This is a genomic window from Collinsella sp. LCP19S3_D3 (genome assembly GCF_052121455.1).
GTDB lineage: Bacteria > Actinomycetota > Coriobacteriia > Coriobacteriales > Coriobacteriaceae > Collinsella.
This window is the reverse complement of the sequence record NZ_JBQKEF010000021.1, coordinates 1-20,492: the sequence shown is the minus strand read 5'-3', so window position 1 is coordinate 20,492 and position 20,492 is coordinate 1. Positions and strand designations below refer to the sequence as shown.

18 protein-coding genes and 1 tRNA gene are annotated in these 20,492 nt (G+C 58.9%); 8 read left to right on the top strand and 11 right to left on the bottom strand.

All coding sequences use genetic code 11. The features are described 5' to 3' along the window. The first annotated feature begins 39 nt into the window (after nt 1-39). Nucleotides 40-129 (top strand) — tRNA-Ser (locus ACTQXM_RS07900). Between the two features lie 2 nt (nt 130-131). Here ACTQXM_RS07900 and ACTQXM_RS07895 read toward each other — a convergent pair. Next, entirely contained in the window at nt 132-716 is a 585-nt protein-coding gene (locus ACTQXM_RS07895) for a TetR/AcrR family transcriptional regulator (RefSeq protein ID WP_441537509.1), read from the bottom strand. A 211-nt stretch (nt 717-927) separates the two neighbouring features. Between ACTQXM_RS07895 and ACTQXM_RS07890 the strand changes: the two genes are divergently transcribed. Then, entirely contained in the window at nt 928-1,479 is a 552-nt protein-coding gene (locus ACTQXM_RS07890) for a LemA family protein (protein ID WP_441041402.1), read from the top strand. Nucleotides 1,480-2,028: 549 nt separating this feature from the next. Here ACTQXM_RS07890 and ACTQXM_RS07885 read toward each other — a convergent pair. After that, nucleotides 2,029-3,081 carry a branched-chain amino acid aminotransferase gene (locus ACTQXM_RS07885; RefSeq protein ID WP_427728837.1) on the bottom strand — a complete coding sequence of 351 codons (1,053 nt, stop codon included), beginning with the start codon at nt 3,079-3,081 and terminating at the stop codon, nt 2,029-2,031. A 333-nt stretch (nt 3,082-3,414) separates the two neighbouring features. Between ACTQXM_RS07885 and ACTQXM_RS07880 the strand changes: the two genes are divergently transcribed. From ACTQXM_RS07880 to ACTQXM_RS07870, 3 genes are all read left to right on the top strand, one after another. Further along, nucleotides 3,415-3,867, top strand: a complete 453-nt coding sequence (locus ACTQXM_RS07880; RefSeq protein ID WP_138340479.1) for a helix-turn-helix domain-containing protein — start codon at nt 3,415-3,417, stop codon at nt 3,865-3,867. A gap of 132 nt (nt 3,868-3,999) precedes the next feature. Beyond that, complete coding sequence (locus ACTQXM_RS07875; protein ID WP_441537510.1) at nt 4,000-5,643, top strand: serine/threonine-protein kinase; 1,644 nt, start codon at nt 4,000-4,002, stop codon at nt 5,641-5,643. A gap of 110 nt (nt 5,644-5,753) precedes the next feature. Continuing rightward, a complete protein-coding gene (locus ACTQXM_RS07870; protein ID WP_441537511.1) occupies nt 5,754-6,602 on the top strand; it encodes a hypothetical protein in 849 nt (282 codons plus the stop codon). Nucleotides 6,603-6,749: 147 nt separating this feature from the next. Here the strand turns inward: ACTQXM_RS07870 and ACTQXM_RS07865 are convergent, their stop codons facing one another. After that, complete coding sequence (locus ACTQXM_RS07865; RefSeq protein ID WP_154517831.1) at nt 6,750-7,397, bottom strand: VTT domain-containing protein; 648 nt, start codon at nt 7,395-7,397, stop codon at nt 6,750-6,752. Nucleotides 7,398-7,620: 223 nt separating this feature from the next. Between ACTQXM_RS07865 and cysE the strand changes: the two genes are divergently transcribed. After that, nucleotides 7,621-8,325 carry a serine O-acetyltransferase gene (gene cysE, locus ACTQXM_RS07860; protein WP_441537512.1) on the top strand — a complete coding sequence of 235 codons (705 nt, stop codon included), beginning with the start codon at nt 7,621-7,623 and terminating at the stop codon, nt 8,323-8,325. A 108-nt stretch (nt 8,326-8,433) separates the two neighbouring features. On the opposite strand, the gene ACTQXM_RS07855 is transcribed toward cysE, so the two are convergent. From ACTQXM_RS07855 to ACTQXM_RS07840, 4 genes are all read right to left on the bottom strand, one after another. Further along, a complete protein-coding gene (locus ACTQXM_RS07855; protein WP_441537513.1) occupies nt 8,434-10,449 on the bottom strand; it encodes an ABC transporter ATP-binding protein in 2,016 nt (671 codons plus the stop codon). A gap of 1 nt (nt 10,450) precedes the next feature. Then, a complete protein-coding gene (locus tag ACTQXM_RS07850) occupies nt 10,451-12,175 on the bottom strand; it encodes an ABC transporter ATP-binding protein (protein WP_441537519.1) in 1,725 nt (574 codons plus the stop codon). After that, complete coding sequence (locus ACTQXM_RS07845) at nt 12,175-12,663, bottom strand: MarR family winged helix-turn-helix transcriptional regulator (RefSeq protein ID WP_441537514.1); 489 nt, start codon at nt 12,661-12,663, stop codon at nt 12,175-12,177. Before ACTQXM_RS07845 ends, ACTQXM_RS07850 begins: the two co-directional genes overlap by 1 nt. Before the next feature lie 181 nt (nt 12,664-12,844). Next, nucleotides 12,845-13,135, bottom strand: coding sequence for a CDP-alcohol phosphatidyltransferase (locus tag ACTQXM_RS07840; RefSeq protein WP_154517819.1), 291 nt, complete (start codon nt 13,133-13,135; stop codon nt 12,845-12,847). Nucleotides 13,136-13,427: 292 nt separating this feature from the next. Between ACTQXM_RS07840 and ACTQXM_RS07835 the strand changes: the two genes are divergently transcribed. Continuing rightward, a complete protein-coding gene (locus ACTQXM_RS07835; RefSeq protein WP_441537515.1) occupies nt 13,428-13,949 on the top strand; it encodes a nitroreductase family protein in 522 nt (173 codons plus the stop codon). A gap of 239 nt (nt 13,950-14,188) precedes the next feature. On the opposite strand, the gene ACTQXM_RS07830 is transcribed toward ACTQXM_RS07835, so the two are convergent. From ACTQXM_RS07830 to ACTQXM_RS07820, 3 genes are all read right to left on the bottom strand, one after another. After that, complete coding sequence (locus ACTQXM_RS07830; RefSeq protein ID WP_441083508.1) at nt 14,189-14,608, bottom strand: hypothetical protein; 420 nt, start codon at nt 14,606-14,608, stop codon at nt 14,189-14,191. 239 nt (nt 14,609-14,847) lie between these two features. After that, nucleotides 14,848-16,065 carry a helix-turn-helix domain-containing protein gene (locus ACTQXM_RS07825; protein WP_441537516.1) on the bottom strand — a complete coding sequence of 406 codons (1,218 nt, stop codon included), beginning with the start codon at nt 16,063-16,065 and terminating at the stop codon, nt 14,848-14,850. A gap of 266 nt (nt 16,066-16,331) precedes the next feature. Then, nucleotides 16,332-17,366, bottom strand: a complete 1,035-nt coding sequence (locus tag ACTQXM_RS07820) for a YeiH family protein (protein ID WP_427719780.1) — start codon at nt 17,364-17,366, stop codon at nt 16,332-16,334. A gap of 193 nt (nt 17,367-17,559) precedes the next feature. Between ACTQXM_RS07820 and ACTQXM_RS07815 the strand changes: the two genes are divergently transcribed. Beyond that, on the top strand, nt 17,560-18,261 hold the full coding sequence (locus ACTQXM_RS07815) for a GntR family transcriptional regulator (protein ID WP_441537517.1): 702 nt from the start codon (nt 17,560-17,562) through the stop codon (nt 18,259-18,261). A 112-nt stretch (nt 18,262-18,373) separates the two neighbouring features. On the opposite strand, the gene glmS is transcribed toward ACTQXM_RS07815, so the two are convergent. Further along, the gene (gene glmS / locus ACTQXM_RS07810; protein ID WP_441537518.1) at nt 18,374-20,221 is read right to left on the bottom strand and encodes a glutamine--fructose-6-phosphate transaminase (isomerizing); all 1,848 of its coding nucleotides are present in this window, start codon (nt 20,219-20,221) and stop codon (nt 18,374-18,376) included. Nucleotides 20,222-20,492 lie beyond the last annotated feature (271 nt).

Sequence of the window (20,492 nt, the reverse complement as noted above, 5' to 3'; positions counted from 1 at the left end):
CTGTTGCAAATTCAAAACGATGCTATCATTACGACTCACGGAGAGATGGCAGAGCGGTTGAATGCGGCGGTCTTGAAAACCGTTGAGCGCGAGAGCGTTCCGGGGGTTCGAATCCCCCTCTCTCCGCCACCTTAGTGATTCACCGGCGTCATGGTGCGCTCAAACAGCGCATCGACCACGTCGGCCATCTCGGGTCGACGCTCAAGATCGTGGCCCGATTCCCACCAATTTGTGAACACTCGAATAATGCCACCGGCGATAAATTCCGATGTCGTCTCGAGCGAAACGGGCGCCAGGGCGTCTTCGGCAAGCGAGCTCATCACGCGCTCACGGATGGAACGCGCGATGCGGTCGCAAATCATGCCGGTCAGCATGCCCGACATGCTGCTCGCCAAAAGGTTATCCATGAGCTGCTCATGCGCCAGTACCATATTCATGGCATCGTCAAAGACCTCATGGCGAAGCGCCTGTACATCCACAAGCGGCTCCGCGTCCGCTGCGTCGGTCTGGTTTTGGGGCAAGCCCGTCATAAGCTCATCGATATAGAAGGCAAAATAATCGTTTTTATCGCGAAAATGCTTATAGAACGTCGTGCGGCGAATCAGGGCCCGGTCGCAAAGCATGGCAACCGTCAAATCCTCAAACCGATGCTCTTCCAAAAGCTCGGTAAAGGCGTCGAACAGGGCACGATAGGTTTTCTTGATGCGAAGGTCCATCCGTATCGCCATCCTCAAGGCGTAGACAGCATTCCGTAATTTGTCGCATATCTTACACCTGTACCAACCGTTCGATATTGGCGCCCCCTCCCTGGTTGAAACAAAACGCTTACCGGAAAGTTCGGCACCGCCAAAGGTTGCGGGTATACTAGATACGTTATACCAACAACGGCCGGCGCAAAACGCCGCTGCCATTCGAAACGGAGACATCATGCTTCCCGTCATCATCGGTATCGTTGTTGTCGTTGTGATCGTCTGCGCCATCGCTGGCATCTACAACAACATGGTTACCAAGCGCAATCGCATCGATAACGCCTGGCAGAACATCGACACGCAGCTGCAGCGCCGCAACGACCTGATCCCCAACCTGGTCGAGACCGTCAAGGGCTACGCCAAGCACGAGCAGGACACGCTCGCCGCCGTGATCAACGCGCGCAACACCGCCGTAAGCGCCACCACCCCCGAGGCCAAAATGGAAGCCGACAATGTGCTGACCGGTGCACTGCGCCAGCTCTTTGCCGTGGCCGAGGCCTACCCCGACCTTAAGGCGAACACCAACTTTATGCAGCTCCAGGCTACGCTCGAGGACACCGAGAACAAGGTGAGCTACGCGCGCCAGAGCTACAACGACTGCGTGCTCAGCTACAACAACGCCATCCAGACGTTCCCGGCCGTTATCTTTGCCGGCATCTTCCAGTTTAAGGAGCGCCAGGGCTTCGAGGCAGTTGAAGCCGCCCGCCAGGCCCCGACCGTCAAGTTCTAACAGATCCGCAGCGTATCCTTAATCGGGTATATGCATAAACCGCCCCGTCGAATGCATACTTCGACGGGGCGGTTGCTTTTTGCCCACAGGTACCCCAGAGGGCGGTGTGCAAATTTTGGAGTTTTCAGCATACCGGAGCCCAAAGGAACAGGAACGGGCCCACAAAACCGCGTTGAAAACCCTGATTCTGAGCCCTCAGCACCTCAGGGATCACTCATTTTCTACAGGATGCGGCTCACGGCGCCTGACTTTCGCCCAAAATCCCGTATGCATGCGCACCCGGCTGCTGAAAACTCCCAAAAATGTACGCCCCGTCCCACCCCAGGCGAGCGGCAACCGGAAAACCGCGCACGCACCTCTTCCTGGTGCGCGGTTTTCCTACAGAACTGCGCGGGGTCACTAGGGCCAAGCTCCTTATGGAGCCCACACCCAGGCGCACTCCGCAGGACAAAAGAACCCCCGCCGCACGTAGTGCGCAGCGGGGGTTCTTTCATGTCCGAGGACGCGCCGGAAAGGAAGGTCGCCCTCGGGCCGAACATACAAGACAGCTTACGCGACGGTGTAAACCCAGTTGTGCTTATCCTCGACAGCACCAGACTGAATACCAGTCAGGGTCTCGCGAAGTTTCTTCATAACAGGGCCGATCTCGGTGCAGCCAGCCGGGAAGGTCACGGTCTCGTCGGCACCATAAACCTTGTTGTCAATCTCGCCGACCGGGGAGATAACAGCAGCGGTGCCGCACAGACCGCACTCGACAAAGGTGCCGGCCTTGACCTCGGCCCACTCGACGGGACGCTGATCAACGGTCATGCCCAGGTCCTGAGCGACCTGAACGAGCGAGCGACGGGTGATGGAGGGCAGGATCGAGTCGGTGTGCGACTGCGGAACGACGAGGGTGCCGTCCTCTTTCACGAACAGGACGTTGGCGCCACCGGTCTCCTCGACATAGGTGCGAGACTCGGAGTCAAGATACAGGTTCTCGGCATATCCCTCGCGATGGGCCTCCATCGTGGGCTTAAGGGACATGGCGTAGTTCAGGCCGGCCTTGATGTTGCCGGTGCCATGCGGGGCTGCACGGTCATACTCGGAAACGCGCAGCTTAACGGGCTTAAGGCCGCCCTTAAAGTACGGACCGACCGGAGTCACGAGAATGCGGAACGTGTACTCAGGAGCAGGAGCCACGCCAATCACGTCACCAGAGCCAATCATAAACGGACGCACGTACAGGGTCGCACCGGAGCCGAAAGGCGGAACCCAGGCGGCGTTGGCAGAAACGACCTGCTTGACGGCCTCAACGAACTTGTCCTTGGGGAACGGGGGCATCTCGAGGCGCTGGGCAGAGTTATACATGCGCTCAGCGTTCATGTCGGGACGGAAGCAGACGATGCTGCCATCCTCGGCGGTGTAGGCCTTCAGGCCCTCAAAGACCTCCTGGCAGTAATGGAAGATGCCGCCGCACTCGGAGACATGCATGGTGTGGTCGGTGGTCAGGCCGCCCTCGTCCCACTCGCCATCCTTCCAATGAGCCTCGTAGCTGTAATCGGTCTTCATGTAGCCAAAGCCGAGGCTACCCCAATCGATATCCTTCTTCTCGACAGTCATATGTCGCTCCTTACATACACAGTTGCATACTCGCGAACCCGCACGCAAGGACCGAGGCCGACCGTGTCGCAACGTCGCACGCCCGGAGCGTAGAGCCGGACGGGACACGCGGGCAACATCGAAGCCGATGGCACGTCGATTCGCATGGACGAGATTGTACTCCCCGCGCGCGTCGGATAAAACGTTTTTCTTTAACTAAGTAAAGTATTTTCATTTGCTTCGGAATTCACCAGGGTAAATAGGCGTCCTCCAAGCCGCGGCGTCCGCTCGCCCCATGCGCCCCGCGACCGCCCTATCGATATACTCTAAGTCGAGACGATGATTGGAGCCCCCTTGGCAACTCAGAACAAACGCGAACACTTGACGGAAGACCTGCTCAAGCGGCTGTTGGCCAGTTCGAGCATCGACGCCTATCTGGACGAAGGCGAAACCGTCGACCAAACGCTTCCCTCGTACTTGCGCTGCCTCATCGACGAGCGCCGCATCAAGCGCTCGGACGTCGCACGCAACTCGGGCCTTAACCCGACCGTTGTGTACGACATCTTTGCCGGCAAAAGCCGCCCCGGCCGCGACCACGCCATCATGTTGGCACTCGGTATCGGCTGCACGCTTCGAGAGACGCAGCGCCTTCTGAGACTCGACAGCGTCGCCGAGCTTTGGTGCAAGGATCGCCGCGACGCCATCGTCATCTGGTGCATCGAACGCGGCATGAGCCGAGCGTGCACCGACGACGAGCTCTACCGCCTGGGTGAAAAAACGCTTCTGGGAACCAACCCGCTCAAATAGACGCCCACGTCCGCGCGAGCCCCGCAGCTCTATCGGCTCCATACGCGATTCAGTTGCCAACTGAACAAACAGAACAATCGTTGGCATATTATTTTTGGGGCATTTGCCCAGCTACCATGAAGGGAGGACGGCTTGAACGACAACCAGCTCATGCATGCCATGAGCCTTGACGACACCTATCGCGTCGAGCAGGTGCTCGCACGCGGCGAAGACGGCATTACCGAACTCGTCACGATTGACGGAGCCGGTCCCTTCGTGCGAAAGAAGATTCGACAGGAGCTTGCCCGCCGCAATGTATGGTCGGCACTCACAGAATGCAGCTCGCCCCGCCTTCCCCGCGTCGAGGCGACCTACGAACTACCCGAGCACTTTGTTGTCGTCTACGACTTTGTGCCGGGTCGGTCGCTTTCCAAAGTTATCGAAACCGATGGGCCGTTGACGCCGGAAGAGACGACATCGCTTGGCATCGAGCTTTGCGAGGCGGCCGAGGAGCTCCACAGACACGGCATCGTCCACCGCGACATTTCCCCCAACAATATCGTGGTTGCCGCGAACGGCGCGCACCTCATCGACCTCGGTATTGCCCGCATGCGCGTCGAAGGGGCAAGCAAGGACACGACCTCCCTCGGAACTTGGGGGTTCGCCTCGCCCGAACAATACGGCTTTGCCCAGACCGATGCGCGAAGTGATGTCTACTCCATCGGACGCGTTCTTGGCTTTGCGCTTACGGGTGTCCGGCCCGATGACGAGGCTTACGAGCAGATTCTTAAGAAGAATCTTGATAATGCACCCGCGACGCTCGCCCATGCCATCACGTGCGCCTGCTCGTTTGAGCCAAGCGCGCGATTTCAGTCTGCAGCAGAGCTGGCAGGGGCGCTCGCCGGCTCGTCTCGACCGGGAAACGACAGGGCATCTTCTGGCACAGATGGGCAGGTCGACCATGCCCAAATGGCGGCGGGCACGCATGCGCCTAAGCGCAATCCAGGCAAAAGCAGGACGCGGACCTTTGGCGGCCTGTTGCTAAAACTGGCACTCGTCACCGCGATGCTTGCCGGGCTGATGGCAGTCGGCGCGATTGCCATCTCGACGTTCCACGCCGGCCGAGAAAGCAGCAACGGGCCCACGTCCCCATCGCAAGCCGGCCAGTCTGATGGCGTTTCGACATCCAAAAAAGCAAATTCGGCAAGCAATGCCAACCGTTTATCCGCCGAGCTCTCGATCGCGGAATCAGGCTGGTCGGTTGATGGGCACGGGTACGTCCATTTTGGCATCGGCCTTAAAAACTCCGACGGCCCTGCCGCTATCGCATTTCCCACCATTAAGGTCTCCGGATACGATGCGGACGATAACCTGATCTTTACGGATGAGAAAACCTACAGCGCCATCGAGCCCGGCCAGACCGTCTACTTTGGCGATCAGACGGGAAATGGCACCGCTCCCGCACGCGTTGAGTTCGAGGCAGTCACACCCAGCGGCGTTGCACTTGCCACCGCCACCGAAGCACCGGTGTACGAAATTTTCGATAGTACCGAATCCGCTGGGACAGACGGCATGCAGTCATTCTTGGCAAAGCTCAAACTCCAAAGCGCCCCGAGCGGCTTTGATAAGACCCAGGTGTTCCTATCGGCCATCCTGCGCGACAAGCAGGGCAACATCGTTGCCGGCTATAACAACTTTTCCGACTGCCCCGCCGTCGGTTCCACGACCCCCGTTTCGATCGATGTCCACAATCCGCCCATGCACGCAAGCTGCGATATCTACGCCGCCCAGTGGTAGAACCGGGGCGCCGTTCGCCGACAGCACATCCGATTCAGTTGGCAACTGAGGAATCCAACCCTTCCCAGCACGACAATACTCATGTCGGGATATCGAAGGAAGGAATTTTCATGAACAAGACTCTTGTCATCATCGGTCTCGCAAGCTCATTGGCACTAGCGATGAGCGGTTGCTCGGCTCCAGCCCAAACCGGCTCAACCGCAACCCAAGACGAAGCACAAGAAGCCGAGTCATCCGCACCGGTTAAAATCAAATCGTCGGATGACCCCCATATTCAATATGTCAAAAACTATGTTGGAATGAACGCGCGCCAGGTGGGTTATACGGCACTCGATGAAATGCGACACGATCACTATGGAAACGGTACGCTCAAAATCGTGTTCCTCACGCCGGATGGTTCCCATATCGACCTGGGGTCGGACGAAAACGATTGGGACGACTCCGCACTTCAAGACTGGAAAGTCGTTTCGCAGAGCCTTGACCCCAATACCGAGTTTACCTATACGTTCTCAAGCGACTCGGACGGCGAGGATACTACCATCGTTGCAACGCAAACCATTGATGAAATCGTGCTATCGCTCGGCAAAGTCGGCAGCTCAACAAAGAAGGTCGCCAAATTAACCAAAATCAATCCCGCCACAGACAAATACACTTATTTCATTAAAGATTATGTAGGCAGGAATCTTGCAGACTGCGGTTATCTCTCCCTTGCAGACACCTTCAACGATTCCTATGGTCCAACCTATATCCAGCTCGATATTGTTTCCGAAGATGGCGCCTATGTAGACCCGACCGACTCCTCCGCTCTTGCGAACTACGTCGTTGTCTCTCAAAATGTTGCGCCCAACTCCGAACTCAAGTTGGTCTACAGCACCAATTCCAACGGTGAGGAATATCCCAACCTGGTCAGTTCGAAATCAATCGATTCTGTCGCATTGACCGTTAAGAAAATCAAATAGCTCCGAATAGCTATTAGCGCACAAAAGGCGCCGCCGCGAGCTCCTTCTGCTCGCAGCGGCGCCTTTGTCATAAAGCCCAATCGCACCCCATACTTGTTGGGCACTATTCTTGTCGACACCCATTTGGAGAGTCGCAACAAGCGCGGATTAGGCGTTCTGTTTTCCCAGCTTAGCCTTAACCAGGCCGACTACAGTCGGGATGATCGACACGGCTACGATGCCAATGATCAGCAACTCAAAGTGCTCCTGCACAAAGGGAATGCCACCAAAGAAGTAGCCCAGCAGTGTAAAGACCGTCGACCAGGTAATGCCGCCCAGCACGTTGTAGATGACAAAGTTGCGCCAGTGCATGCCGCCCATGCCGGCAATGAAGGGCACAAAGGTGCGGATAAACGGGAAGAAGCGGCCGAGGAAGATGGCCAGGTGACCCCACTTGTCCAAGAAGTCCTCGGACTTTTTGATACGCTCGGGCGTCATGGCCTTGACCTTGCCCGAAGCGATGATCTTTTTGCCAAAGAAGTGACCGATCATAAAGTTGCACTGGTCTCCCAGGATGGCAGCGGCCCATGCTACGGCCAGCAGGGCCACGATGTTAAAGCCACCGTTATGGGCAAAGAAGCCCGAAGCAAACAGCAGTGAATCGCCGGGAAGGAACGGGAAGAACACCACGCCTGTCTCAACGAAGATAATGAGGAACACGCAGCCGTAGGCCATAAGCGGGCCGGCGGCGATCCAGCTGGCAATCGCGGTGCGCGGGTCTTTGAGTAGCTCGGCGATAAAATTGATGAAACCCATGAAGTAAAACCTCTCAGTTGTGGGCGCGGATACGTCCAAGTTGACCAGTATACGGTTGCGGTGCCCCCTCGTGCGCAACCCCACAAAAGCATGACTCCATTACCAGCAAGTTTGCATAACTGACACCTGTCATGCAAAGCCGCCAAGATTATTCTTCCTAATCCCTAGCGAATCGCTATACTTTATTGAATCGCATTGCCATGGCGCTAAGGGAGGGCGGCCGGTGAGCTTTATCAATACCATTCGCGAGGACATCAAGACCGTCCAGGCGCAGGACCCCGCCGCGCAAAACGGTCTGGTCATCTTCCTTTCCTATCCTGGCCTGCACGCCAAGTGGAACCACGTGCCCGAGCACTGGCTGTGGGAGCACGGTCATCGCTCGCTCGCCCGTGTGCTCTCGCAAATCACCCGCCACATCACCGGGGTCGAGATTCATCCCGCTGCACAGATCGGCAAGCATTTCTTTATCGACCACGCCATGGGCGTCGTCATCGGCGAAACCACCATCGTGGGCGACAACTGCGTGCTCTACCAGGGCGTCACGCTTGGCGGCACCGGCAACGAAACCGGCAAGCGCCACCCCACCCTGGGCGACAACGTCACCGTGGGCACGGGCGCCAAGGTGCTCGGCAACATTCGCATCGGCAACAACGTCAAAATCGGCGGCAACTCGGTTGTCGTCAAGGACGTGCCCGACAACTGCACCGTCGTGGGCGTGCCGGGACGCATCATCAAGCGCAACGGCTGCCGCGTGTTCGAGGAGAGCTTCGACGCCAAGCAGCACCGCGAGTACATGCCTGACGATGCCGCCGAGCAGTCCGCCCTCAACCGTCAGGGCATCACCGAGAACGCCCGCCGCGTCAAAGAACTCGAGCAAGAGGTAGCCGAGCTCAAAGCCCTCGTTGCCAAACTTGTGGACGAACGCTAGACGCGGACGGCCAATGACAACATTCATGCCAGCGCAAAGGCGCGCCAGGGAATCTATCCCCGGCGCGCCTTATTTCCGATGCGACAAGGGGGCCGTCCCCATGTCGCATTATGCGAACTGGCTCAGATAGAGGTCGGCGTAGGCGCCCTCGGCAGCCAGCAACTCCTTATGCGTGCCCTGCTCGATAATGTTGCCGTGATCCATGACCAAGATCAGGTCGGCGTCCACGATCGTCGACAGGCGATGCGCGATCACAAAGCTGGTGCGCCCGCGCATAAGCGCGTCCATGGCGCGACCGATGGCGAGCTCGGTACGCGTGTCCACGCTCGACGTCGCCTCGTCCAGGATGAGAATCGCCGGGTTGTTGAGCAGCACGCGTGCGATGGTCAGCAGCTGGCGCTGCCCCTGGCTAATGCTCTCGGCATCGTTGGCCACCCGCGTGTCATAACCCTGCGGCATGGTGCGCACAAAGAAGTCGACCTGCGCGGCGCGCGCAGCCGCCACGATCTCGTCGCGCGTCGCCTCGGGACAGCCGTAGGCGATGTTTTCGGCAATCGTGCCATCGAATAGCCAGGCGTCCTGCAGCACCATGCCAAACTGCTGGCGCAGCTCGCCGCGGTCCATACAGCTCGTGTCCACGCCGTCGAGCGTAATGCGCCCGCCATCGATCTCGTAAAAACGCATGAGCAGGTTGATGAGTGTCGTCTTGCCTGCGCCCGTGGTTCCCACCACGGCGATCTTCTGGCCCGGCTCGGCGGTAAACGACACGTCACGCATAAGCGGCTTGTCGGGCGAATAACCAAAACGCACGTGCTCAAAGGAGACGCGGCCCTCAATGCGACCCGGCAGCCTGGCAGCCTCACCCGGCAGCGGATCGGCTTCCATCTCGGGCTCATCGAGCAGGTCGAACACGCGCTCCGCACTCGCCAGCGCGCTCTGCAGTGAGTTGAAAGTGAACGACAGCTGCGTCATGGGTTCGGACGCCCCGTAGATAAACTGGAAGAACGCCTGGAACACGCCGACGGTCATGTGGCCGGCGACCAGCATGCTGCAGCCCACCAGCGCGATCACGATCTGCGCCAAACGGCCGATAAAGCGAACCGCAGGGCCGACGGCATTGATCATAAAGTCGGCCTTGGTACTCACGCGCGCTAGCTCCCTCGAGGCCTCGTGCACCTCGGCAGAGCTCTGATGCTCGCGGTTGAATGCGCGAATCACCAAACGGCCTGAATAGCCTTCCTCGACCGCGCTCGTGATTTTGGACACCCACTCCTGACGCTCGCCCGTCACATCATGCGTTCGGTGCGAAACCACCTTGGTCACCAGCAACGATACCGCCGTAAAGCCCAAAAAGACCAACGTGAGCTTGACGCTATAGACAAACATCATGATGATGGCACCCGTCACGGTACCGATTGATACCAGCAGCTGTAGCAATCCGCGCTGCATACTCTCGGACATCTTGTCCAAGTCGTTGGTCGCGCGGCTGACCACTTCGCCGGGTCGATGCGCGTCAAAGTAGGCGAGCGGCAGGCGGCTGAGCTTCTGCGCGATGCGGTTGCGCAGACGCAGGTTGAGTCGCTCGGCGACGCTCGACATCAAAAAACTCTGCAGCGCATAGAACGATCCGGCGGCTGTCCAGATCAAAAAGTAGACAAAGATGGTCTTACCGCACTGATCCCAGGTGATGCTGAAGGTCGTTCCGCTGGCAAACGCCACCTGTATATGGCCCCACAGCTCGTCGATAACATGAGCGCTATATGCCGGCGCGGCGGTGTTAAAGATGACGTAGAACACAATGCTCGCGAATACAATATAGAAGCGCCAATGGTCGCCGGCGGCCTCGCTCCACAAGCGGCGCACCGTCGCCCAGGTGTCCCGGGGCGTCTCGTCCTCTTCTTCGTCGTCCACGTCGCGCATACGCTCTGCCTCGGCACGGGCGCGCTCGTCCTCGGCACGCTCGTTTTCCTCGTACAGTGCCTGGCGACGAGCCTCGCGCTCGGCCGCGGCCCTGGCGGCGGCATCCAGCTCGGTCGACGCGGCAGACTGCTCGACCGCTTCCTCGGCCGCGTCCACAACGACGGCATCGATAGCGTCGCTGCGCTTCTTGAGCTCCTCGGTCATGCTACTCACCTCCCTTCATCTGCGATTCCGCGATGGCGCGGTACACCTCGCAGGTTTCCATAAGTTCCTCGTGCGCGCCCAGGCCCACGACCTCGCCATCCTTGAGCACGACAATCTGGTCGGCATGCAAAATCGTCGAGATGCGCTGCGCGATGATGAGCACCGCGGCGTCGCGCGTCTCGTCCTGCAGCGCATGGCGCAAGGCCGCATCGGTTTTAAAGTCCAGGGCCGAAAAGCTGTCATCGAAGATATACAGATCGGCATGCTTCATGAGCGCACGGGCGATTGCCAGACGCTGGCGCTGGCCGCCCGAAAAGTTCGTACCGCCCTGGGCAACCGGAGTATCGAGCCCCTGCGGCTGATCGAGTACAAAGGTGCTCTGGGCAACCTGCAGCGCGTGAAGCATGTCCGCCTCGGTCGCGTCCTCGTTGCCAAAGCGCAGATTGCTTGCCACGGTGCCCGAGAACAGCCACGCCTTCTGCGGCACATAGGCGATGCGCCCGCGAATCTCATCTTGCGAAAGCTCGCGCAGATCGATGCCGTCCAGGCGAATGACGCCCTTGGTGGCATCGTGGAAGCGCAGCAGAAGCTTTGCCACCGTCGACTTGCCCGAGCCCGTCGAGCCCACAATCGCGGTCGTCTGACCGCGACGACAGGCAAAGCTCAGGTCGCACAGGGTGTCCTCGTCGGCGTCGTCAAAGCGAAACGACATGTGGTCGAACACGGCAACAGCATCCGCATCGTCCTCGGAGGCAGGCGTCCCGTCACCCAGCGTACGCTCGCCGTCCACGATGCTCGGCTCAATCTCCAACACCTGCTGCGCACGGTTCAGGCACGCGGCAGCACGCGGAAGCGTCAGCACCACCATCTGGGCCATCATCACAAAGAACAGGATCAGAATTGCATACTCCAGCACCGCCGAGATACTCGCAATCTGCATGGCGTGGGCGCCCACTCGGTTACCGCCCACCCACAGCACCGCCACCTCGGCGATGTTCATCAAAAAGAAGCTGGAGCTGTCAAGGCCCACAAACAGGTGGTTGACCTTTATGGCGTTGGCGGCGTAGTCGCTAAACACCTCGTCCAGGCGCCGCTCCTCGTGATGCTCTTTATTAAAAGCACGAATAACGCGCACGCCCACAATATTCTCGCGCAGCACCACGTTCATGCGGTCGATAAAGCCCTGTAGGCGCATAAAAATCGGTGCCGCATTGGCAACCGTAAAGACCGCCGCAACCAGCACGATCGCAACCACGACGCCCAGAAGCACGCCCATAGCCGGATCGATAAACCAGGCGAAGATGATGCCCGCCACAGCCAAGAACGGCACGGGCAGCACCAGCTGAATCGTCTGAAGGACAGCCTGTTGAATCACGTTGATGTCGTTGAGTGAGCGCGTGATCATCGATCCGGTGCCAAAGCGCTCAAAATCGCTGGCAGACAGCTCGAGTGATTTGTCGTAGACGGCATTGCGGATGTCGCAGGCCACGTTAGCCGCCAGACGCGCCGAAAGATAGCAGCCCAGCACCGTGCCGCCGCTAGCCATGCTCGTCGCGATAAACATGTATAGGCCGTTGCATAAGATGTAGTCGACATCGCCCGTGGTAATACCGGTGTTGACCATGTTCGCCAGCATCGTGGGAACCAACAGCGTACCGACGTTATCCACCAGCAGCGCCAGCAGCGTCACTGCGACAAGCCCTCGATAGGGCTTCAAAAACCTCATTAACAGTCGCACGACTCACCCTCACCTTGATTCTCGGCAGCGATATGCTGCTTAAAGACATCGCACTCATCGCCGAGCGCATGGGAAAATTTTTCGATTAGGCGCATGATTTCGCGCTGTTCCCAGGGCTCGAGCACTTCGAAAGCCTGTTGCTCGGCTTCTTGCGCCGGCAGCGCATATTGCTCGGCAAACCGCATGCCCGCTTCGGTCAAACGCACAACCTTGTTCTTACGGCTGCCTTCGGCAAACTCCAACGTTGCGAAGCCCCGCGCCGCCAAGGTTTTAATTGCCGAGTTGATGGTCTGCTTGCTGTAGAACCATTCGCTTGTCAGACGGCTTACGGCAATACTGCCGCCTGCCGTGCTGGTATCGACGAGCATCCAGTAAGCGCAGTCCGAAAGGCCGCAGGCGCGCGAGAACTCCGAATAGATATGGTCGAGTCTATTGAGCAACCGGTCGAAGTCGACCGGCGTAACCGCACTATTCATCTATCCCACCATTCGATTGTCCGATTTTTGACCAATTTCGTGTCTCTAGATTAGTCCGAGCTTTGACTATCGTCAACAGGTTCTCCGCAAATGCCTACGCTTTTATGGCCTATCGGCAGAAAAAGACCGCCGGCGCGGGGGCGGCGCCAGCGGTCACGTGAAAATCGGGTTTCATTGCCTGTTAAGCGGCGACAGCCTCGTAGACCGTAGCGCCCGAGAAGCTATCGTGCAGGCTTTTGCCGCAGATCCAAGGCAGCTCGACGACCTCGCAGAGCGTGTTGACCAGCTCGGAGCAGTCAGTAAAGTGGCCCTTATCGTTGAGGGCCTCGCAATCCTGAACACGCCAATAGCCATCGGTGTGCGTGATGTAGTACTCGTGATCGTCAATCGTCACAAAAGCGCGTGTCTTGGAACGCAGCAGCTTCAGAAATCCTTCGAAATCGGTCTCGACGACATCTCCAGCCTGGAACATGATAGTTACCTCCTGGCCCGGCGCCACCACGGGCGTTGATAAACGTTGGTACTCCTTTAGTAAAACCTTTATCAGAGGTTATGCGTTCGTCATTTAGGCAAGTGGTAAAAACCGCAGGGCAGACGGGATAAAACGTTTAACCATCCCATTGGCTTGTCACATTTTGAAGGCACTTTTATGCAAACCTACTTACCCAATTGGAATCTATCCTGTTGCCGGGCACTTGACCGTCTATCGTTTGAGCCCGACGGGTATGAACGGGGCATCTACAACGCCACCGCAAGGAGACACCATGGAGACTATCGAAGCACTCATTCACCGCCGCAGCTGCCGCAAATACAGCGATCGTCCCGTCGAGGCCAAAAAGCTTGCACGTATTATCGAAGCCGGCCAATATGCACCGAGCGGCATGGGCCGCCAGCCGGTGGCGTTTGTCGCCGTCACCGACCCCGCGACCGTCGAGCGTCTCTCACAGCTCAACGCCCAGGTCATGGGCAGCAACAGCGACCCCTTCTATGGCGCCAAGACCGTTGTGGTGGTGCTGGTTGACCGCAGCGTGCCCACACATCTGGAAGACGGCTCGCTCGCCATGGGCAACTTGCTCAACGCCGCCTATGCACTGGGTGTCGATTCGTGCTGGATTCACCGCGCGCATGAGGTCTTTGACTCGCCCGAGGGCCTGGAGCTGCTGGCCAGCTGGGGCCTGCCCGCCGACGGCAGCCTGCGCGGTGTCGGTAACTGCATTCTGGGCTATGCCGAGGACACGCTACCCGAGGCAAAGCCGCGCCGCGACAACGTGGTGTATGTTAGGTAATTTGTTCCGCCGTTCTACCGAACGGCGGACCTGCTGACGCTGCGCGGGCCGCATTCACGCCAATTTGACGTTCATTTTCGAGGGCGCGACCAGAAGGTCAGCGCCCTCTCATTTCACGTCACCTTGGCGCAAATGCGGCCCGCTCGCTGTTGGCGACTGACATCGAATGAGCTGCTGCTGGCATTCGACACTTGGGCAGCTAAAAGGCCCCGTCCCAAATTTGCTACCCCACTAGCAACTTATCTTGCCGATGGATTTGTCGTCGTTTCATTCGTTCGAGTCGCTTTGGCGCCATCGCCCTGTTCGCCCTCGTCCTTTTGCGCATCGGCGATGGTGGCAGCGGCTGCGACCATGCCGCGCTGGGGCGCGACGCCCGTCTGGGTCTGAACGCCCTCGACAACTTCTGTGCCTGCATGCGCGAGCTCGGGCGACTTAAACATTGCGTCCAGATTGGCCCCGCCGCCGGCGTAACCGAGCGCCGCGAGCGCGATGACAATCACCGCGACAACGACCGCGATCGGAACATAGCGATGCCAGCCTGCGGGATTGAGGCCGCTACGGCGAGCAGCGCCACGGCTAATGTAGCCGAGCGTTCCGTCGTGCTTGAGCTTTGACCCCACCACACGCTTACGGCCCCACAGCGATGATTCGGCCTGCATGGCCAAGCGAGCGCTTGCCGAAGGATAACCATATTTAGTGCGTTTGAACGAGCCGTCGAACCCCGAGGCGCTTTTGCCCCACGTCCGTGAAGTCGTGCGACGGTTGACCGGCGCCGCGGGCTTTCGAACCCGATTTGTTTTTGAAGTCTCCGCCATACTCCCCGCACGCCGTAACACAGTCGAAACAATACTGCTTTGGACTGTATCACACGCGCCGCGCGCGGTCACGGGCGCCTCGCTTAACGGTCGTCGTCCTTCAGCAGGCGCCACAGGGTCGTACGGCTTATGCCTAGCACTTCGGCAGCTCGGGTCCTGTTGCCGTGAAGGTGACCTACGACCAGCCGCGCGATATCGCGCTCGGTATCGGCCAGTGGGCGCAAGATATACAGATCGCTATCGAGCGTCGGGGCACCAAAGGTCGCGGTCTTGATAACGTCCTCCTGGGCGAGCACCTCCTCCGCCACCGCCCGCTCGGCTGTACCCGTCCTCACTAATATATAAAGTCGTTCCGAAACCTCACGAAGCTGTAGATAGTTACGGGGCCATCGATAGGCATCGAGTGTCTTTGCCGCCCCGGACGACAAGGCGGGTGTTGCCGTCTCAAACATATCTGCCAGATACTCCAGATAGCGCGCAACCTTTTCCGACGCGCCGCCCTGCTCGGCAATCGCCGGCGCCACACTCACTGCACAGGCCAGACGCTCGGTTACAAAAGCAGCCTGATCGCTTTCGCCGCCGCCTGGCATGTCGTTTGCCGTCAACACCACATGGCAACGAGTTGCGAGCGCCGTGTCGATCATTGCGGACACGAGCTCGCGCAGGCGTTGGGGGCCAACAGCATGCCAGCCGCCCATGCAAAGTGTCAGCCCCGTTTGGAATAGCGGCGATTCGGAACTTTTGAGCAGATGGCGCCAACCGCGATCCGTAAGCTCATCGAGCGCAACGGACACAAAGGGCTGGTCGGCATAGGGTCCATCCAGGTACAGGCGTTTTGCAATCTGATCCTGTCCCGCGCCCAGCTCGCCCTCGAGCATAAGGGGCACTCCGCGCGCATAGCTCTCCCGTACGGGGGCAGCGACCGCTGCCGCGTCTTCGACGATGCCGTACGCGCTCGATTCGTAGCGGGCCTCAACTTCGTCGGCGTTGAGCCACTCGATGCCCGCATGCGCCGCGGCGGCGCGCACCTCGCGGACCACGATGACCCAAAGGCCCCCGCCCTCTTTATCGGTGGGGCGAACGGTCAGGCTCAGGCGCGTACCCGCACGCCCCATAACCAGACGCGCGCCGTCTCCTATGCGGTCGAGGCGCTCAGCGACAAAAGCCGCCACATCCCGCTCAAGCGCCGCGTCATTCATGGTCGAGATCGCGACGTCCCCACGCGCATCGATTGCCAATGCCGAGGCCCCGGCAGCAGCTAGGGCATCGGTCAAGATCTTCAGCTTGGCATCGCTATCCATGATTTGCCCCTGTCCGCTGCGACGTACAACCGCCGACGGTCGCACGATCGAGTGTTTCAAAATTGAACGATATTGCTCACCAAACACTATAGGGCAGAAAGCGCCGTCCTGCGAGTATAGGTGTTGCCCCGCATCGCCATCCTGGCGGGGCGATAAGAGCTCTTCGGGATCTATTAACCTGCGGACAAGCCATACCCGCAAGAGCTCCTATCGCTCCACCGCGAGGATGCGGCCACCGGCAACCAGCACGTAAATGGGCTACTTCTCTACCAGATTCCCAGCACGTGCTGCATTCCCAAACCCATGCACGCAATGCCAATCCAGCAGCAAAAGCCCAATGCGATGGGCTTGCCGCCTTTTTTGACCAGCTCGACGATATCGGTATTAAAGCCAATAGCCGCCATGGCCATTACGATAAAGAACTTCGACAGCTCCTTGATGGGCGCCGTAACGGACGCGGGAAGCTGAAACACTGTGGTGACCACACTCGCCAGCACAAAGAACAGCACAAACATGGGAAACGCGCGCTTAAGGGAGAACGTGCTTTTGGCGTCGCCGCCGGCCTTGCGCGCCAGATGCATCTGCCAGCATGCGAGGACCAACGTGATGGGAATAATGGCCAGCGTCCTGGTGAGCTTGACTACCGTAGCGCTCTCGAGCACATTGGCGCCAGGATGCATACTGTCCCAGGCGCTCGCCGCAGCCGTTACAGACGAGGTGTCGTTGATAGCGGTACCGGCAAACAGGCCAAAGCCCTCGTTGGTCAGCCCAAGCATGCCTCCAAGCGTTGGAAACACGAGCGCCGCGATAACGTTAAACAGGAAGATGACCGAAATAGCCTGGGCAATCTCGCGATCGTCGGCATCGATGACGGGCGCGGTCGCGGCGATGGCGGAACCGCCGCAAATCGACGAACCCACACCCACAAGCGTCGCGATCTTGCCCGGCACGTTCATAACGCGGCAGAGCACAAAGGCGATGACGAGCGAGGTCAAGATCGTAGCCACGATAATCGGCAACGACTGGGCGCCTTTGGACAGAATCTGCGAGAGGTTCATGCCAAAGCCAAGCAGGATAACCGCGTACTGCAAGACTTTTTTAGACGTATAGGTGACGCCGGCGGCGAGCTGTTCGCGACGATTCTTGGGAAAGACGAGCGCCAGAACCATGCCAAAGAGGATGGCAAATACCGGCCCACCGACCACCTCAATCTGTTTGCCGAGCAACGACGCAGGGATGGCGATGATCAGGCAGAACAAGACACCCTTCCAGCGCTCGCGTACGATATTTACCAGTTGCATATGGGATTCCTTCTTTCTATTTCACGTTTGCGACGGCTTATGATACGGCAACATTGAGCACAGCCATACGCAAAAACAGACTAAAATGCCGCAATAGTTCTCGGGCAACAACCGAATTACCCAGCGCGGAGAGCTGATTCGCGGCATAATTAACAACTGACATATGAGTGTGATAGAACAGTTGCGAGGCACTATGGAAGAATCGATGCACGTCGGCGAGCAGGAAACGAGCCTACAGAACCAGTCCTACCACACCATTCGACGCAAAATAGTCTACCTGGACTACAAGCCGGGCGAAAAGTTGGGCGTCAAGCAGCTTTGTGACGACCTAGATATGGGGCGCACCCCTGTGCGCGAGGCACTGGTGCGTCTGGCGCAAGAGGGCCTAGTGCGCACCGTGCCCCAAAGCGGCACCTATGTCTCGCCCATCAACCTCACCCTTGCCGAGAGTGCCTGCTACATTCGCGAACACCTGGAAAAGCAGGTGATTGTGGAGTGCTGCGCCCGTACCACCTCGGTAGGCATCGAGCAGCTCGACCGAGCCATCGCGCTGCAGGAAAAAGCCATGGCCGAAGAGGACCGCATCGGCTTCTTTTTAAGCGACAACCTCATGCACCGCATGATCTTTAGCATCGCGTGCCGCAGCACCGTGTGGTCGTGGCTCGAGGCGACCAATGCCGACCTGGAGCGCTTCCGCTGGCTGCGCGCCGCTACGCAGGCGCTCGACAATCAGGAGATTGTTAACGAGCACAAGCAAATCCGCCGCGCCATCGCCGGTCGCGATCCTATCGAGGCAAGCTTTTTGGTCAGCAAGCACCTGCATATGATGTTCCGCAACCAGACCGAGGTCCTGGACCAATATCCCGAGTACTTCGAGACCAGCAAGCTCCGCTAACCTGCCAAAAAGGGACAGGTTTATTTTGGCAGGTTTTACCTGGGCAAATGCAACAAGGCCCGGCTCCGCCGCAACGGAGCCGGGCCTTAGTTGTTAGGACGTAGGAACTCGATTACTCTACTGTGACACTCTTGGCCAGGTTGCGGGGCTGGTCAACGTCGCAACCGCGCAGGATGGCAACCTCGCGGGCGAGCAGCTGCAGCGGAACGCTCGCCGTGATGGGGCTGAATACGTCACGGACGGCCGGCACGCGAATGATGCAGTCGGCGATCTTGTTGATTTCCTCGTCGCCCTCGGTAGCAACGACGATGACCTTGGCGCCGCGCGCCTTGCACTCCATGAGGTTCGACACCGTCTTGTCGTATGTTGCGCTCTTGGTTGCAACCGCGATAACGGGGAAACCCGGGTCGATCAGCGCGATAGGGCCGTGCTTCATCTCGCCGGCAGCATATGCCTCGGCATGCAGGTAGCTGACTTCCTTGAGCTTGAGCGCGCCCTCGTAGGAAATGGCGGCGCCCATGCCGCGACCCACGAACAGTGCAGACTGCGCGTCCTTGCAGACAAGCGCGGCCTCGTGCACGGCCTCGGTCTGCGTATCCAGGATCCACTGGATCTGCTCGGCCGTATCGGAAAGCTCGCGGAACAGCATGCGCGCCTGCTTGGTGGTCAGACGGTACTTAACCTGCGCCAGCAGCAGGGCCAAAAGCGTAAGGCTCACGACCTGACCGATAAAGCTCTTGGTCGAGGCAACGGCAATCTCCTTGTTGGCCTTGGTGTAGATAACGCCGTCGCTCTCGCGCGCCACCGGGCTGCCCAGCACGTTGGTGATGCCAAAGACCTTGGCGCCCTTGATGCGCGCATCGCGAATGGCGGCAAGGGTGTCGGCCGTCTCGCCCGACTGGGACACGGCCACGACAAGCGTCGTCGGCGCGATGATGGGGTTGCGATAGCGGAACTCGCTTGCCGCCTCGACCTCGGTAGGAATACGAGCCCAACCCTCAATAAGGTTCTTGGCGATAAGTCCGGCATGGTAGCTGGTGCCGCAGGCAATCACATACACGCGGTCGATATCGTTGAGCTCCTCGAGCGAAAGGCCCAGCTCGTCGATATCGAGCTCACCGGCGGGGGTCATGCGGCCCACCAGGGTATCACGCACGACGCGAGGCTGCTCATGGATCTCCTTAAGCATAAAGTCGGGATAACCGCCCTTTTCGGCCATATCCAGGTCCCAGTCGATATGGGTAAGCTTGGGCTCAATCACGTTGCCAGCCTCGTCGGTATACTCGACGCCTGCGGGCGTAAGCTTGGCAAACTGACCGTCTTCGAGCACCACGACATCGCGGGTGGCATCGATAAGCGCGATCACGTCGGAGGCAACGTAGGAGCCGGTTTCGCCGACACCGACCACAATCGGGGAGTCCTTGCGGGCCACGGCGATCACGCCGGGCTCATCGGCAGAAACGGCGGCCAAACCATAGGCGCCCACCACGTGGGTGCAGGCCTCGCGCACAGAAGCCATCAGGTCGTGCGTCTCGGCATAGGCCTCTTCGATCAAGTGCGCAAAGACCTCGGTGTCGGTCTCGCTCTTAAAGTGATGGCCGCGGCCCTCCAGCTCTTCACGCAGCTCGGCGAAGTTCTCGATGATGCCGTTGTGGACGATGGCGATGCGATCGTCGCAGCTGGTGTGGGGATGGGCGTTGACAACGGAGGGCTTGCCGTGGGTAGCCCAGCGGGTGTGGCCGATGCCGCAGGTGGCGTCGCTGTCGACATTGGTAAGTTCGCTCTCCAGGCCCGCGACCTTGCCCACGCGGCGAATGACGTCGAGGTGAGCCGCCGCGCCCTCGCCCACCTCGAGCGCGACGCCCGAGGAGTCATAGCCGCGATATTCCATACGCTTAAGGCCCGTGACAAGGATGTTCTTTGTAATATCAGAGCCGGTGTAGCCGACAATTCCGCACATAGGATAAATCCCTTCGCTCGCGTGACTGCAAAACGTCCACGCACAAGGGGCGCTGAGACGTATAACGTTCGAGTATTGTACTCACGCGAGCGCAAGCTGATATACCAGAAGTGGTATCTCAACTTAGATACCACCCGATGCACACACGTTCAGCCGGTCCAAACCACCACAAAGGTGCCTGTGAACTGCCTCCCATTTCTTGGACATCGGGAAATGGGAGGTTTTCCATGAGTATAGACCTCAGGGTGAAGCACGACCTGGAGTCCAGGAG

Coding starts and splice junctions, on each gene's coding strand:
- ACTQXM_RS07895 (WP_441537509.1), bottom strand. CDS start 716: ATGGACCTTCGCATCAAGAAAACCTATCGTGCCCTGTTCGACGCCTTT.
- ACTQXM_RS07890 (WP_441041402.1), top strand. CDS start 928: ATGCTTCCCGTCATCATCGGTATCGTTGTTGTCGTTGTGATCGTCTGC.
- ACTQXM_RS07885 (WP_427728837.1), bottom strand. CDS start 3,081: ATGACTGTCGAGAAGAAGGATATCGATTGGGGTAGCCTCGGCTTTGGC.
- ACTQXM_RS07870 (WP_441537511.1), top strand. CDS start 5,754: ATGAACAAGACTCTTGTCATCATCGGTCTCGCAAGCTCATTGGCACTA.
- ACTQXM_RS07865 (WP_154517831.1), bottom strand. CDS start 7,397: ATGGGTTTCATCAATTTTATCGCCGAGCTACTCAAAGACCCGCGCACC.
- ACTQXM_RS07855 (WP_441537513.1), bottom strand. CDS start 10,449: ATGACCGAGGAGCTCAAGAAGCGCAGCGACGCTATCGATGCCGTCGTT.
- ACTQXM_RS07850 (WP_441537519.1), bottom strand. CDS start 12,175: ATGAGGTTTTTGAAGCCCTATCGAGGGCTTGTCGCAGTGACGCTGCTG.
- ACTQXM_RS07845 (WP_441537514.1), bottom strand. CDS start 12,663: ATGAATAGTGCGGTTACGCCGGTCGACTTCGACCGGTTGCTCAATAGA.
- ACTQXM_RS07840 (WP_154517819.1), bottom strand. CDS start 13,135: ATGTTCCAGGCTGGAGATGTCGTCGAGACCGATTTCGAAGGATTTCTG.
- ACTQXM_RS07835 (WP_441537515.1), top strand. CDS start 13,428: ATGGAGACTATCGAAGCACTCATTCACCGCCGCAGCTGCCGCAAATAC.
- ACTQXM_RS07830 (WP_441083508.1), bottom strand. CDS start 14,608: ATGCAGGCCGAATCATCGCTGTGGGGCCGTAAGCGTGTGGTGGGGTCA.
- ACTQXM_RS07825 (WP_441537516.1), bottom strand. CDS start 16,065: ATGGATAGCGATGCCAAGCTGAAGATCTTGACCGATGCCCTAGCTGCT.
- ACTQXM_RS07820 (WP_427719780.1), bottom strand. CDS start 17,366: ATGCAACTGGTAAATATCGTACGCGAGCGCTGGAAGGGTGTCTTGTTC.
- ACTQXM_RS07815 (WP_441537517.1), top strand. CDS start 17,560: ATGGAAGAATCGATGCACGTCGGCGAGCAGGAAACGAGCCTACAGAAC.
- glmS (WP_441537518.1), bottom strand. CDS start 20,221: ATGTGCGGAATTGTCGGCTACACCGGCTCTGATATTACAAAGAACATC.